The sequence below is a fragment of the Synechococcus sp. H55.10 genome (genome assembly GCF_047502715.1).
Taxonomy (GTDB): domain Bacteria; phylum Cyanobacteriota; class Cyanobacteriia; order Thermostichales; family Thermostichaceae; genus Thermostichus.
This window is the reverse complement of sequence record NZ_JANSJJ010000039.1, coordinates 1-13,213: the sequence shown is the minus strand read 5'-3', so window position 1 is coordinate 13,213 and position 13,213 is coordinate 1. Positions and strand designations below refer to the sequence as shown.

General features: G+C 59.3%; 10 protein-coding genes and 1 tRNA gene. 7 read left to right on the top strand and 4 right to left on the bottom strand.

Annotated features, from left to right (window positions below):
• The 3 genes from NW858_RS03225 to NW858_RS03215 all read right to left on the bottom strand — a co-directional run.
• A partial coding sequence (locus NW858_RS03225) for an ATP-dependent Clp protease ATP-binding subunit (protein WP_414519772.1) occupies positions 1-1,896 on the bottom strand: 1,896 nt, incomplete at its 3' end.
• A 119-nt stretch (positions 1,897-2,015) separates the two neighbouring features.
• Positions 2,016-2,089 (bottom strand) — tRNA-Arg (locus NW858_RS03220).
• Between the two features lie 150 nt (positions 2,090-2,239).
• Entirely contained in the window at positions 2,240-3,322 is a 1,083-nt protein-coding gene (locus tag NW858_RS03215) for a tocopherol cyclase family protein (protein ID WP_414519770.1), read from the bottom strand.
• A gap of 213 nt (positions 3,323-3,535) precedes the next feature.
• Here NW858_RS03215 and NW858_RS03210 point away from each other — a divergent pair, with 213 nt between their 5' ends.
• From NW858_RS03210 to NW858_RS03195, 4 genes are all read left to right on the top strand, one after another.
• Positions 3,536-4,840, top strand: coding sequence for a CmpA/NrtA family ABC transporter substrate-binding protein (locus tag NW858_RS03210; RefSeq protein WP_414334600.1), 1,305 nt, complete (start codon positions 3,536-3,538; stop codon positions 4,838-4,840).
• A gap of 467 nt (positions 4,841-5,307) precedes the next feature.
• Positions 5,308-6,135, top strand: a complete 828-nt coding sequence (gene ntrB / locus NW858_RS03205) for a nitrate ABC transporter permease (RefSeq protein ID WP_414334601.1) — start codon at positions 5,308-5,310, stop codon at positions 6,133-6,135.
• Between the two features lie 167 nt (positions 6,136-6,302).
• Positions 6,303-8,300 (top strand): nitrate ABC transporter ATP-binding protein, encoded by a 1,998-nt coding sequence (locus NW858_RS03200; protein WP_414334603.1) that lies wholly within the window; start codon positions 6,303-6,305, stop codon positions 8,298-8,300.
• 62 nt (positions 8,301-8,362) lie between these two features.
• A complete protein-coding gene (locus tag NW858_RS03195) occupies positions 8,363-9,199 on the top strand; it encodes a nitrate ABC transporter ATP-binding protein (RefSeq protein WP_414519767.1) in 837 nt (278 codons plus the stop codon).
• A gap of 31 nt (positions 9,200-9,230) precedes the next feature.
• Here the strand turns inward: NW858_RS03195 and crn3 are convergent, their stop codons facing one another.
• Positions 9,231-10,136: a CRISPR-associated ring nuclease Crn3/Csx3 gene (crn3, locus tag NW858_RS03190; protein WP_414519765.1), complete on the bottom strand. Its 906-nt coding sequence runs from the start codon at positions 10,134-10,136 to the stop codon at positions 9,231-9,233.
• Positions 10,137-10,266: 130 nt separating this feature from the next.
• Between crn3 and NW858_RS03185 the strand changes: the two genes are divergently transcribed.
• From NW858_RS03185 to cas2, 3 genes are read left to right on the top strand one after another with little or no spacing between them, the layout of a single operon-like run.
• Positions 10,267-11,673, top strand: coding sequence for a TIGR03985 family CRISPR-associated protein (locus NW858_RS03185; RefSeq protein WP_414519763.1), 1,407 nt, complete (start codon positions 10,267-10,269; stop codon positions 11,671-11,673).
• Entirely contained in the window at positions 11,670-12,680 is a 1,011-nt protein-coding gene (gene cas1, locus NW858_RS03180) for a CRISPR-associated endonuclease Cas1 (protein ID WP_414519761.1), read from the top strand. The genes NW858_RS03185 and cas1 overlap by 4 nt, the downstream gene beginning before the upstream one ends.
• Entirely contained in the window at positions 12,680-12,958 is a 279-nt protein-coding gene (gene cas2, locus NW858_RS03175) for a CRISPR-associated endonuclease Cas2 (protein ID WP_414334612.1), read from the top strand. The genes cas1 and cas2 overlap by 1 nt, the downstream gene beginning before the upstream one ends.
• Positions 12,959-13,213: the final 255 nt, after the last annotated feature.

Sequence of the window (13,213 nt, the reverse complement as noted above, 5' to 3'; positions counted from 1 at the left end):
CAGCAGGTTGAACACATCCGGGTGGGCCTTCTCGATCTCGTCGAAGAGCACCACCGTGTAGGGACGGCGCCGCACCGCTTCCGTGAGCTGGCCCCCCTCGTTGTAGCCGACATATCCGGGCGGGGATCCGATCAGCTTGCTGACCGTGTGCCGCTCCATGTACTCCGACATGTCGAGGCGGATCATGGCCGACTCGGAGCCGAAGAAGTAGGCCGCCAGGGCCTTGGTCAGCTCGGTTTTGCCCACCCCCGTCGGGCCGGAGAAGATGAAGCTGGCGATGGGGCGGTTGGGGTTTTTCAGCCCCACGCGAGCGCGACGAATGGCACGGGAAATGGCCCGCACCGCCTCATCTTGGCCGATGATGCGCTGGTGCAGGGTTTCCTCCATGTGCAGCAGCTTCTCCGACTCGCTCTCGGTCAGCTTGGCCACCGGCACCCCTGTCCAGGCGCTCACCACCTGGGCGATGTCCTCTTCGGTGACCTCCGGCATCTCCTCGCGGCTGCTTTCCTCAGCCTTCTTGGCAGCAGCAATGGCGCGGATCTGCTGCTTGATCTCCATCTCCCGATCCCGCAGCTCACCGGCCCTGTCGAAGTCTTGGGCCCGCACCGCGGCATCCTTCTCCTTGAGCACCCGCCGCAGCTCCTGATCCAGCTCCCGCGCCGCCGGCGGCAGTTGCGAGTTGATCAGGCGCACCCGTGAAGCCGCCTCGTCGATGAGGTCGATGGCCTTGTCCGGCAGGAAGCGGTCGGAGATGTACTGGTCGGCCAGCTTGGCCGCCGCATCCAAAGCCGCATCGGAGATCTTCAGCTTGTGGTGTTGCTCGTAGCGCTCCCGCAGACCAAACAGGATCTCGATCGTCTCTGAAACGCTCGGCTCGCCCACCATAATCGGCTGGAAGCGACGCTCCAGAGCGGCATCTCGCTCGATGTGCTTGCGATACTCATCCAGCGTGGTGGCGCCGATGCACTGCAGTTCGCCGCGGGCCAGGGCGGGCTTGAGAATGTTGGCAGCATCGATGGCCCCTTCGGCAGCCCCGGCCCCGATGAGGGTATGCACCTCGTCGATGACTAGGATGATGTTGCCGGCGTTGCGGATCTCATCCATGATTTTCTTGAGGCGCTCCTCAAACTCGCCGCGGTACTTGGTGCCGGCCACCAACAGGCCGATATCCAAGCTGATCACTCGCTTGTCGGCCAAGATATCGGGCACATCCCCCTGCACAATGCGCTGGGCCAGACCTTCGGCAATGGCGGTCTTGCCGACGCCCGGCTCGCCGATGAGGACGGGGTTGTTCTTGGTGCGGCGGCCCAAGATCTGGATCACCCGCTCGATTTCCCGCGTCCGACCCACCACCGGATCCAGCTTGCCCTCTTGGGCCAATTGGGTGAGGTTGGAGCCGAATTCGTCCAGGGTTGGCGTTTTGGTGCGGCTGGAAGACCCACCCCCTGCCGTCACTTCGGCGGTCTCGCCCAACATGCGGATCACCTGGGTGCGCACCTTGGACAGATCCACCCCCAGGTTTTCCAGAACGCGGGCGGCTACCCCTTCCCCTTCGCGGATCAGGCCCAGGAGCAGGTGCTCAGTGCCGATGTAGTTGTGGCCGAGCTGGCGAGCTTCCTCTAAGGAGAGCTCCAGCACTCGCTTGGCGCGGGGAGTGAAAGGGATCTCGACAGCCACAAAGCCGGATCCCCGGCCAATAATTTTCTCGACTTCAATGCGGGCGTCCTTCAAGTTCACTCCCATGGACTTGAGAACTTTGGCGGCGACCCCAGTGCCCTCGCCGATTAACCCCAACAAGATTTGCTCGGTGCCAACGAAATTGTGACCTAACCGTCTGGCCTCCTCCTGGGCCAGCATGATCACCTTGATGGCTTTTTCTGTAAAGCGTTCAAACATGATCCTCGGGCTCCCTACGCCTGCATCAAGGCGGACTTGATAGGCCTAATCCTAACACAGGATTCAGGCCAACTAAGGTAGGGTAAATACCCCAGACGAAAAATCATCTGGGATCGTGACGCGCCTGGAGAGATTTGAACTCCCGACACCGTGGTCCGTAGCCACGTGCTCTAGTCCACTGAGCTACAGGCGCAAGCTATCTACCTACAGGAAAAGCAAAACAGCCACGGTTGAAGACCTGTCTCTCCTCTTCAGAGATGGACGCCTATCAGTGTGGCTTAGGTATTCTAGCACAAGAGCGTTTTTGGGAAAGTCCAAGGGGGGTGTAGATATCCGCCAAGGTTCAACAATGCCCTGGCCAGGAGCGCAGAACTTCTCCCCCCACCTCGAGGCCGGCTTGGGAGCTGCTGGCCGTGAGCACCTGGATCCAGACTTGGCCGTTGCGCCGCCACAGGCGGGTTTGTAGATGCCCGGCCAAGGTGTCGCGGCAGTTGCGCCGCATCCCTTGCGGGCCAGGGGTGAAGACGGTTTGCCCAGGCTGCCGTGTATGACCTTCTACTTGGATGCACCAGTGGGATCCCTCACCGCGCACCTGCCAGGATCCCCAGGGATCCACTTGCCAGCTTAGCCGCGCTTGGCCGGGCCGCCATTCCAAAAAAGGCTGGGATCCCCACCCATGCAAGCTGATTAAGGCGACTTCTTCGGGGCGGGTGAGCACCTGTCGCTCGGCTCCGGCGCAGGTGAGGCTGAGGCCGGGATGGTCGGGAAAGGCGTTGCACTGGATCCAAAACCAGCGACGAGGGAAGCTCTGCCCCCAGTTTTTTTCGGCGTAGGCGGGGGCCTGCTCGAATGCGTAGCGCCTGCCCCGCCACTCCACCCAGCCGCTGGCCAGGCCGTGGCTCATCAGGATCTGCCAGCCCGGCTCAAAGATGGGCAGATAAGACCAGGCTCCCATGGTGGCCCGCGGCGGGATCCCATAGGCGCAGCAGGGTTGGATGCGATAGAGCCAGCGAACCGGCTCGGCCTGGGTGGGATCTGGCAGGATCCCTTGGTTGAGGTGGGCGCTGTATTGGTAGCCGCTGGCGGTGCGCTGGAAAAAGGTGAGGGGCTCCTGCAGCCCTCGCCAGCTCTCGCCTGGCCCGCCGGAGTGCCCCAAGGCCAGATGCCGCCAACTGGCCCAGAAGCGCTGCGGGTTGGGGAAGGTGCGCCACTGCAGCTCCTCGTCCGGCCCCAACACCTGCGCCATGCCTCCTCGCCTGGGATCGATGGCGTACATGAAGGCAAAGCTAAGGGGCGGATCCCCGGGCAAGGTGACACGGCTGTACCAACCTTCAAAAAACGGCTCGGCACAACCGTCCCAGTGATAGCCGGCATGGGGCAGGGATCCCCCATCCGTTGAGCCGTTTTGCTTAAAGCCCTCTGCCACCGGAGAGCAACTCCTTCGAGAATCGCCAAAAGATAGGGAAAAACCTATAGATACCAAAAGAATAATTGTATTGTTTCTATGCCTGTCTGCTTTTAGGATATCAACCAAGCTGAGATTTAAGGATTTCTTTACGAGGGGAATCCGTCGGTCTAGCGGCTTGAACTGGAAAGGTTTTTCTTGGCGCTCACATATTCTGTCAAAGATGAGGTGATCATGACATCACGTCGCAGCTTTTTATTGTCCGCGGGTGCAGCCACAGTGGGTGGGCTTGTGAGTGGCAGCCTAGCACGGGCCAGTACGGGCTACTGGGTTGCTCAAGCCAGCGGCCCGGAAACCCCCAACCTCAGGCTGGGTTTTATTCCGATTGTGGAATCTGCCCCTCTGATCATTGCCAAGGAGAAGGGCTTTTTCGCCAAGCACGGCATGACCGGCGTAGAGGTGTTGAAGCAGGCCAGTTGGCCGGCAGCCCGCGACAACGTGGTGATCGGCTCGGCGGGTGGGGGCATTGACGGCGGCCAGTGGCAGATGCCGATGCCCCATATGATCCACATCGGCGCCATCACCAACAACCAGCCGGTGCGCATGGCGGTTCTGTGCCAGTTGATCACCCAAGGCAACGGGATTGCCATTGCCGGAATGCATGCGGGCAAGGGCTTGGGGCTGGATGTTTCCGGAGCCGCAGACTACATCAAAAATTTCAGCGCTAGCAACGGACGCAAATTCAAGGCCGCCCATACCTTCCCCAACGTCAATCAAGATTTTTGGATCCGCTACTGGCTGGCTGCTGGGGGGATAGATCCGGATCAAGACATCGACCTGTTGGCGGTACCCTCTGCCGAGACGGTGCAGGGGATGCGCAATGGCACCATGGATGCTTTTAGCACCGGGGATCCCTGGCCCTACCGGATTGTGGCCGATAAAATCGGCTTCATGGCGGCCCTCACCCAGCAGATTTGGCCTTTTCACCCTGAAGAATACTTGGCCATTCGCGCCGACTGGGTGGAGAAAAACCCAAAGGCCACGCAGGCCACTTTGATGGCGGTCATGGAAGCGCAGCAATGGTGCGACGATCCGGCCAACCGTGAAGAGCTGGTGCGCATCCTTTCGGGGCGTGCTTATCTAAATGTGCCGGTCGAGGTTCTCACGCCTCCTTTTCAGGGCAAGTACGAATTGGGAGACGGCAAGCCGGCTGTTCAAGATTTCAGCGCCGGGCCCCTGTACTGGGAAGATGGGCGGGGCAGCGTCTCCTATCCCTACAAGAGCCATGACCTGTGGTTCTTGACGGAATCGCTGCGTTGGGGCTTCCACGCTCGCTTCCTCAAGGATCTGGATACTGCCCGCCGTCTGGTGGATGAGGTCAACCGCGAAGATCTCTGGCGCGAGGCCGCCCAGGCTTTGGGGGTGAAGAACATTCCCAGCAACACTTCGCGAGGAACGGAGCGTTTCTTCGATGGGGTGGTGTTTGACCCTCAAGATCCCCAGGCCTACTTGAACAGCCTGAAAATCAAGAGGGCCTAGTATTGACTCCAGCCACCACAGACGTGTTTCTCGCAAGACAGGGATCCTCCCTATTTACAGGATCCCATCGAGTGAGAAAAAGCTGAGCCGAGCTTTCTGCTCACATCGAGTTGATAGAAACTGTCAGCCTTGCGCTTTTTGAAAAGCTTTGAATTCTATGTTGAGGATCGGCTATGTTAGCTCTACTTCACGTTCCGCGGGAATACTCCAGGGATCCCTGCTTCGAGAGACCGGCTCAGCCCCAATGGGACAAGCTCATCCTCTCGATAGCGATGGGGGCGCTGATTTTACTGATTGTTGTGAGAGTTTTGTCGAGCTTGCAGTCCTTGTGTTTGCCCGTCCAAGGAAAAGGCAAGTCTGATCCAAGCTCGTGCTCTGTTGCCAGCACTTTGTAAAACCCCTCGGTCGAGATGTTCTGGGGGCGCAGCAACGGAGAACTGTGTAAAACCCTATCCTCTCTAGGAGCCATGACGACGACACTTTCTTCTCCGGCAAAGTCTTCGACGGCCAAGTTCGACTTTGCCAAGTATCGGGATCAGATCCTCCCTCCCGTGGTTGGCATTGCGGGATTTTTGTTGATCTGGCAACTTTTGTCCAGCGCCAACCTGATCCGGCTGCCGGGACCGTGGGATATTTGGATGGATGAGCGCAGCCGTTATCTAATCCTGCATCCTCTGTATCGCAACAGCGACCTCGACCAAGGGCTGCTGTGGCAAACCTTGGCCAGCCTGCAAAGGGTTGCCATCGGCTACTGCAGCGCCGCCTTGGCGGGCATTGCCCTGGGGATCTTGGTGGGCAGCAGCGTGTGGATCAACCGCGCTTTGGATCCCCTCTTCCAATTTTTGCGCATGGTGGCTCCCTTGGCCTGGGTGCCCATCTCCTTGGCGGCTTTGCAGCGCAATGAGCCGGCTGCCCTGTTTGTTATTTTCATCACCTCGATCTGGCCCATTTTGATCAACACGGCGGTGGGGGTGAGGCAGATCCCGGAAGACTACATCAACGTTTCTAGAGTGCTGAGGCTTTCCAAGATAGACTTCTTTTTTAAGGTGCTGTTGCCCTCTGCTTTGCCCTACATGTTCACAGGTTTGCGGGTTGGCATCGGCCTCTCTTGGCTGGCGATTATTGCTGCAGAAATTGTCATGTCTGGCGTGCCAGGGATCGGCTTTTTTATCTGGGATGCCTACCAGCAGAATTATGTAACTGAGATCATCGTTGCTGTCATCTACATTGGGGCGGTGGGCTTGCTTTTGGATCGGCTGGTGGCTGCCCTGCAAAACAAAATAGCCAATCGCTAGCCCCGTTTGCAGATCTTTTCACTGCATGTCCATCCAATTGAGTTGGGATCCCTCTTCCATTGTCTTTGAGTGTTTGCTCCAATCCGCTCTTCAAAAAGAGTAGAATTGAGGTCTGGGATCCGAGTTGCCGAGCAAATTGAGAGTATCTACAGGTGGGGAGGTCTTCTGTGTCTGTACTGGTCAGTGTAGAGCAAGTGGAAAAAGCGTTTGGTCTGCCTGGGGGCCAAGAATATCTTGCTCTCCAAGGGATCGATCTCCAAATTCACCGCGGGGAGTTTGTCTCCTTAATCGGCCACTCCGGCTGCGGCAAGTCCACCCTGTTGAACATGGTGGCGGGGTTGTCTTTGCCCACCGGAGGGATCGTGGCTTTGGATGGACACACCATCACCGTTCCCGGCCCCGATCGCATGGTGGTGTTTCAGAATTACTCCCTTTTGCCTTGGCTAACGGTTCGGCAAAACATTGCCCTGGCCGTAGACGCTGTGCTGAAAAACTACTCCCCAGCAGAGCGTCAGCAGATTGTCGAAGAACATATCGATCTGGTTGGTTTGCGGCAGGCGGCGGATAAGTTCCCAGCGCAACTCTCAGGGGGCATGAAGCAGCGGGTAGCCATCGCTCGCGCTTTGGCGGTAAGGCCCAAGGTGTTGTTGTTGGACGAGCCCTTTGGCGCTTTGGATGCCCTTACGCGGGGGAATCTGCAGGAGCAGTTGATGCGCATCTGCGAAGAACATCACGTGACCACCCTTATGGTCACCCACGATGTGGATGAAGCCGTCCTGCTCTCGGATCGGGTGGTGATGCTGACCAACGGGCCGGGATCCCGAATTGGCAATATTTTAACCATCGATATTCCCCGCCCCCGCCGCCGGTTGGAGGTGGTCAATCACCCCAGCTACTACAGCTATCGCAGCGAGATCATCTACTTTTTGAACCAGCAAAAACGGATCAAGCAGTGGCGGGCCCGCCGCAGCACCGTGGTGGCCAGGCACGGTTTGGAAAAGATCAACTTGGAGATTGGCTTTGTGCCCCTGACCGCCTGCGCCCCGCTGGCGGTGGCCAAAGAAAAGGGGTTTTTTGCCAAACACGGCCTGGAAGAAGTCAATCTGGTGCGGGAAACCAGTTGGCGAGGGATCCAAGACGGCATCCAGGGAGGTTACTTGGATGCGGCCCAAATGCCCGCCGGCATGCCGGTGTGGATGTCTCTGGGCGGCGGGGACAATCCGCCTCAGCCGGTGGTGACTGCCCTTACCTTGACCCGCAACGGCAATGCCATTACCCTGCACAGGCGCTTCTACGAGCAAGGGATCCACACGCTGAGCCAGTTGAGGGCTTACATCTTAGATAGCCCCAGCCGTCGGCTGACCTTTGGGGTGGTGCATCCCAGCTCCATGCACAACTTGCTGCTGCGCTATTGGCTGGCAGCCGGCGGGATCCACCCGGATCACGATGTTGTGCTGAAAACCCTGCCCCCGGCCCAGATGGTGGCCAACCTAACAGCCGGCAACATCGACGGCTACTGTGTAGGAGAGCCTTGGAACTTGCGGGCCGCTCTGGAGGGCAGCGGCTTTACGGTGGCTACAGATTTGGAGATTTGGCTGGGCCACCCCGGCAAAGTGTTGGGGGTGCGCGAAGAGTGGGCCAGGGCCTATCCCAACACCCACATTGCCCTGGTGAAAGCGTTGCTGGAAGCCTGTCGCTACTGTGAAGATCCGGCCCACCACGACGAGATTCGCGAGCTGCTCAGCCGCCGCGCCTACCTGAGCACTGATCCTTCCTACATTCACCTGGGGGATCCCCAGCGCCTGCTCTGTGACCTAGACATGCCAATGCGGGAATATGCCCACCACCGCTTCTTTCTGGGTGCCGGCAACCGTCCCAGTCGCACCGAGCATCTGTGGATGATGACGCAAATGGCCCGCTGGGGGGATCTGCCCTTCCCGCGCAACTGGGTAGAGATCGTGGAGCGGGTGTGTCAGGTGGGAGTCTTCAGTACGGCGGCCCGCGAGCTGGGGCTGGATGTGTCTTACCAACGCCAGCCCATTCAATTGTTCGACGGGATCCCTTTTAATGGTGAGGATCCCTTGGCTTACCTCAACAGTCTGGCAATTAAGCACGACATCTACGTGGCCGAGGTTGCTTGGGATCGTCGTCCCGTGTTGCTCTAGAGATCTCCTTGGCAAAAGCATGTTCCCAGTTGTGAGAAAACGATGAATTGGAGCACCCCACGATGACTGCCCTCTTGACAACCTCTACCGCAGTAGCCACAGCCGCAGAGCCCTACTTAACCCTTGAGAATGTCAGCAAGACTTACCCAACTCCTAGGGGGGAGTATCCCGTATTGCGCGATATCAACCTCAGCGTCTGTGAAGGAGAATTTGTTTGCATCGTTGGGCATTCCGGCTGTGGCAAAACCACCCTGCTGAATATGGTTTCTGGCTTTACCCAGCCCACCGGCGGCTCGGTAAAGCTCAAAGGCCAGCCGATTACAGCTCCTGGGCCAGATCGCATGGTGGTGTTTCAAGGGTATGCCTTGTTGCCCTGGCTCACAGTTTATGAAAATGTTTACTTGGCTGTTCAGGCGGTGTTTCCCCAAAAGAGCCAGTCAGAAAAGCATCAAATTGTAGAAGAACACCTGAATCTGGTGGGGCTGGGGGAAGCAGCCCAGAAATATCCCCCGCAAATTTCCGGAGGGATGAAACAGCGGGTGGCCATTGCCCGTGCCTTGGCAATCCGCCCAGCAGTGCTGATTTTGGATGAACCCTTTGGGGCTTTGGATGCCATCACCAAAGAAGAACTTCAGGAGGAGCTGTTGCGCATTTGGGAGGAACATCGCTGTACAGTTTTGATGATTACCCATGACATTGACGAGGCACTGTTTTTGGCCGACCGTTTGGTCTTGATGACCAATGGCCCTGCGGCCACCATCGGGCAAATCATCTCTATTCCCTTCCCGCGTCCTCGCGACCGCGAGCGAATTTTGGAGGATCCACAGTACTATCGCCTGCGCAACTCTGTCCTCAGCTACCTCTACGGTCGTGAGGCCAACCCTGAAGCGGCTAACTAAGAGCTGCAAACCCCAGCTGGAACTCCTGCCCTTATCCTGCTGAGCCGACCAAGCTGCGCACGGCCTGCAGCAGCTCAGCAGGAAGTGGAGAGCCGGGATCCCAGCACAGCTCCAGGTGGTTGGGATCCCTGGGCAGATCTTCCGGGCAGGGGCCCGTGTGCAGGACGGCCACGCACCGCAAGTTGCCCCGATCCCGACAAAACTCATGCCAGAGGGGAATGGCCGCCGGATCCCGGCTGACCAAGAGGTAATGGGAGCAGGCTTCCAGGATCGGCTGCTTGTGGGGATCCACCTTGCCGCCCACATCCACGATCACCAAGCTTTTTTGTTGGCGCAGGGCGAGGATGGCCTGGGCGTGGAAGCTGAAAAATTCAGGGGTCAAACGTCCCCGGTAGCGGTGCTTGAGGATTTTGGCTTCTTCCGGCGGCAGATCCAACGTCCAATTTCCTTCCCCATCCCAGTGGGCCCGCTGTAGATAAACGTTGGGATCCTGGGGCAGCAGGGCCTCGAAAAGAGCGCGGGCCAGGCGGCTTTTACCGCTATCCGGAGGGCCCACCACCATCACTGCCGCCGCCAATTCTGAGCCTGGCCTGCCCTGCACCCAGGGGATGATCTCGCCCACCTGCACGTCTGGGCTGTGGCTGGAGACCACCACTGCCCCCAGGCGCGGGTCGTAGCAGGCCACCCAGCGGGTGAAGTGGCACTCATGCACCAACCAGCCGTAGAGCCAAATGGGGGCGCGCCCGCTCAGTACCACTCCCAAGCGGGGGTCGATCCCCCCAGGCAGGCGCAGTTGAGCCAGATCTTCCGGGAAAACCAGCCGATCCGGTCGGGTCAGCTCGATTTCAATGACCTGAAACGATAGCCCGCCAAGATGGGGTTTCTGCGGCCAATGGGCCAGATAGCCAGACCGCAACTGCAGTGCTACAGCAGCCATAGCAATGGGGATGGAACGACAACAGACTGGCTCCAGTATGGAAAAGATTGGAATCGGGAGCTTCCAATTGTTGGCAGAGTAGGGGCGAAGGGATCCGACCTTGGTCTGTGCCTTGCCCTGGAGGGGGGAGATGAACGGAGGGGAGTTGCCTTTGACGGCAGAAGTATTGCGCTGGCTGGCGGGCGGACAGTTGCCAGAGCGCCTGGAGCGGGCGGTGCGTCTGTGGGTGCTGCTCCAGTGCCTCTATGGCGAAAACCGCTGGCCGGATCTGCCGCAGACCTTTGGCTACACCCACATCCGCGATCGTCTCTTCTCGCCCCACCACCCCAAGCAGGATTTGCCCCAGGGGATCTCCTGCCCAGATCCCGGCTGCATTTGCCAGAAGCCCCTGAGCTTTTGGCTAAAGGATCCCGACCTGGTGGCCGCCTTGAAAGCCGAAGTTCCCCATCTGGAGACGCTGCTGGCTAGCCGGCCCTTTTTCAAGACCCACCGCACCCTGCGCAAAGAGCTGGACTACCTGGCCGCCCGGGGCTGGCTGCAGCCAATCGAGGCCAACTCCAAGCGAAGAGATAACTTTCGCTGCCGCGCCGCCGGGGATCGCCCCTCCTTGCCGACGGCTGCCTCGGCCTTGACGTTGTCGGGCGGCCAGCTTGAGCAGATCTACCACGTCCTCAGCGACGTGGCCTTTGTGCATCCCGATGTGCAGGTGTTGCTGGACGATATCTGGAGAGGTCATCAACACCGGCAGCGGCGGCTGTTTGTCTGGTTTGAATACATCCTCTCCGACGAACAGCAGGAGCGGGTGGACGAATACCAAAACCAGCTAGAGGCCTTCTGGACAAAACCGGCGGCAGGGCTGATCCGCTTTGATTACGAAACCCGCCAGCACGGGATCCAAAGGGTTTTCACCTACCCGGTTTGCCTGTTTTATGCCCGCCGCGCCAAGTATTTGGCGGCCTTTGGTCAGCTCCCGCAGGCTGCCGGATCCCTGGGCTGGCACAACTTTCGCCTGGATCGCATTTGCTCGCCTCGCCTGACGGTGGTGCCCTGGTCTGACCCTGCGGTGCCGGCAGAGCTAGTGGCCCGCCAGAAGCAGGGGAACCTGCCCACCCCCGAAGCGGTGCAAGCGGCCTGGGAAGAGGCCTGGGGATCTGATTTCTATCTGCCCAAGGCGCTCTTGATTTTGCGCTTTGCGCCGGAGTTTGCCCGCCGCTACGTGGACAACACGGTGCGCCACCCCACCTTCCAGCCCATTGCCTACGAGCGGATCCCGGCTTTGGTGCGGCGGGAGGTGGCCGATGCGGGGGAACGGGAAAAGATCCTGCACATTCTCCGGCAGAGGCCGGCCAGCGACCGCTACTTCCGCGCCTATGTGCGGGTGGGAGACACCAATTTCACCATGCGCCTGCGGGACTGGCGACCCAACGGCGAAGTGATTGCCCCTCTGGCCTATCGGGAACAGATGGCCCAGGAAGCTCAGGCAGAGCTGCGGTTTTACCGGCCCGAGCTGACCCTCGCCAAACCCGCCTGCCCATGACCACCCTCTATTTAACCGAGCCGGGTACCGTGGTTCACTGCCAGAACCAAAGCTTGCTCATTCGGCGCCGCGGCCAAGAGCAGCTTTGCCGCCTGGCCGAACTAGAGCTAGTGGTGGTACTGCCCGGGATCCAGTTGACCGCCGCCGCTCTGGCCCAACTGCTGGATCGCGGCGTGGAAACGATTTTTTTGCGGGCAGATGGCGGCTTTCGCGGTCGCCTGCAGGGATCCTTTTCCACCAACCCTGAGATGCGTCTGGCCCAATATCAGCGGGCCTATTCCCCTTGGGGGCTGGAGTTGGCCAAGCGCATTGTGCGGGGCAAAATTCGCAACCAGCGGGCGCTCCTGCAACTGCGCAACCGGGCCACCCGCGGCCAGATCGGCCCTCTGCAGGAGGGGATCGATAGCCTTGCCGCCTACCTGCACCAGTTGGATCGCGCCGCCACTTACCCAGAGCGGGAAGCCCTGATGGGTCTGGAGGGCCATTGTGCCCGCATCTATTACCAAGCTCTCCAGCACTGTTTCTCGCCCGAGTGGAACTTCAGAGGCCGCAACCGCCAGCCGCCCCTCGACCCGATTAACGCGCTCCTCAGTTGGGGCTACGGGGTGCTGCTGGCACGGGTGTTCCCGGCAGCCGTCATGGCCGGCTTGGATCCCTACCTGGGCTTTTTCCACACCAATTTGCCCTATCGCCCCAACCTAGTGCTGGATCTGATGGAAGAGTTTCGGCCCTTGGTAGTGGATTGGGCCGTAATCCAGCTCATCAAGGCTGGCCTGCTCACCCCGGAAGATTTCGAGCCGTCGCCGGATGGGACAGGCGTATGGCTGGGATCCCTGGCCAAAAAGCTGTTTTTGGGTGAGCTGGAGCGCCGCTTCCGCCAGCCGTTGCTCTATCCTCCCCAGTCGCGTCGCCTAGCCCTGAGCCAAATTGTGCTGGAGCAAGCCCGCTGGCTGGGCCGTTGCCTGGTGAGCGGCAACCTGGAGTACGAAGCAATGGAGCTGCGCTGATGCTGTGGTTGGTTTGCTACGACGTGGTGGACGATAAGCGCCGACACCAGTTGGCCAAGTGCCTGGAGCAGTGCTGCCAGCGAGTGCAACGCTCCGTTTTTGAATGCCCCCTGGACACTGCCGAGCTGGAAGAGAAGCTGGAAAAGTCGTGGCTGCCTCTGCTCAACCTCCAGGAAGATAGCCTGCGGGCCTACCCTCTGGATGCCAGCGCCAAACAACGCACCAAGGTCTTCGGGGGGCCTCCCCCCTACGAGCCGCCGGACTACCTCATTTTTTGAGGTTCTCAGCTCAGCCAAAATTGTAAAGTTTTGTGCGCGATCCATCGGGGGGAGCCATCGCTAGCTTTTCTTTGCCGGCGCCAGTTTTTAAGAGGGATCTAGTAGCTTTTGCCGGGATTGGCGCGAAAATGTAGCATAATGCCCCTAAAAGAGCGAATTCTCCGACTTGCGCTTATTTGCCAAAGCGATGTTAATATCTGTGTCGGGAAGTCTCCGTACTCCCTCGCAAACGCACCTTGAAAACCGCATGAGTTC

Coding starts and splice junctions, on each gene's coding strand:
- NW858_RS03210 (WP_414334600.1), top strand. CDS start 3,536: ATGACATCACGTCGCAGCTTTTTATTGTCCGCGGGTGCAGCCACAGTG.
- ntrB (WP_414334601.1), top strand. CDS start 5,308: ATGACGACGACACTTTCTTCTCCGGCAAAGTCTTCGACGGCCAAGTTC.
- NW858_RS03195 (WP_414519767.1), top strand. CDS start 8,363: ATGACTGCCCTCTTGACAACCTCTACCGCAGTAGCCACAGCCGCAGAG.
- crn3 (WP_414519765.1), bottom strand. CDS start 10,136: ATGGCTGCTGTAGCACTGCAGTTGCGGTCTGGCTATCTGGCCCATTGG.
- NW858_RS03185 (WP_414519763.1), top strand. CDS start 10,267: ATGAACGGAGGGGAGTTGCCTTTGACGGCAGAAGTATTGCGCTGGCTG.
- cas1 (WP_414519761.1), top strand. CDS start 11,670: ATGACCACCCTCTATTTAACCGAGCCGGGTACCGTGGTTCACTGCCAG.
- cas2 (WP_414334612.1), top strand. CDS start 12,680: ATGCTGTGGTTGGTTTGCTACGACGTGGTGGACGATAAGCGCCGACAC.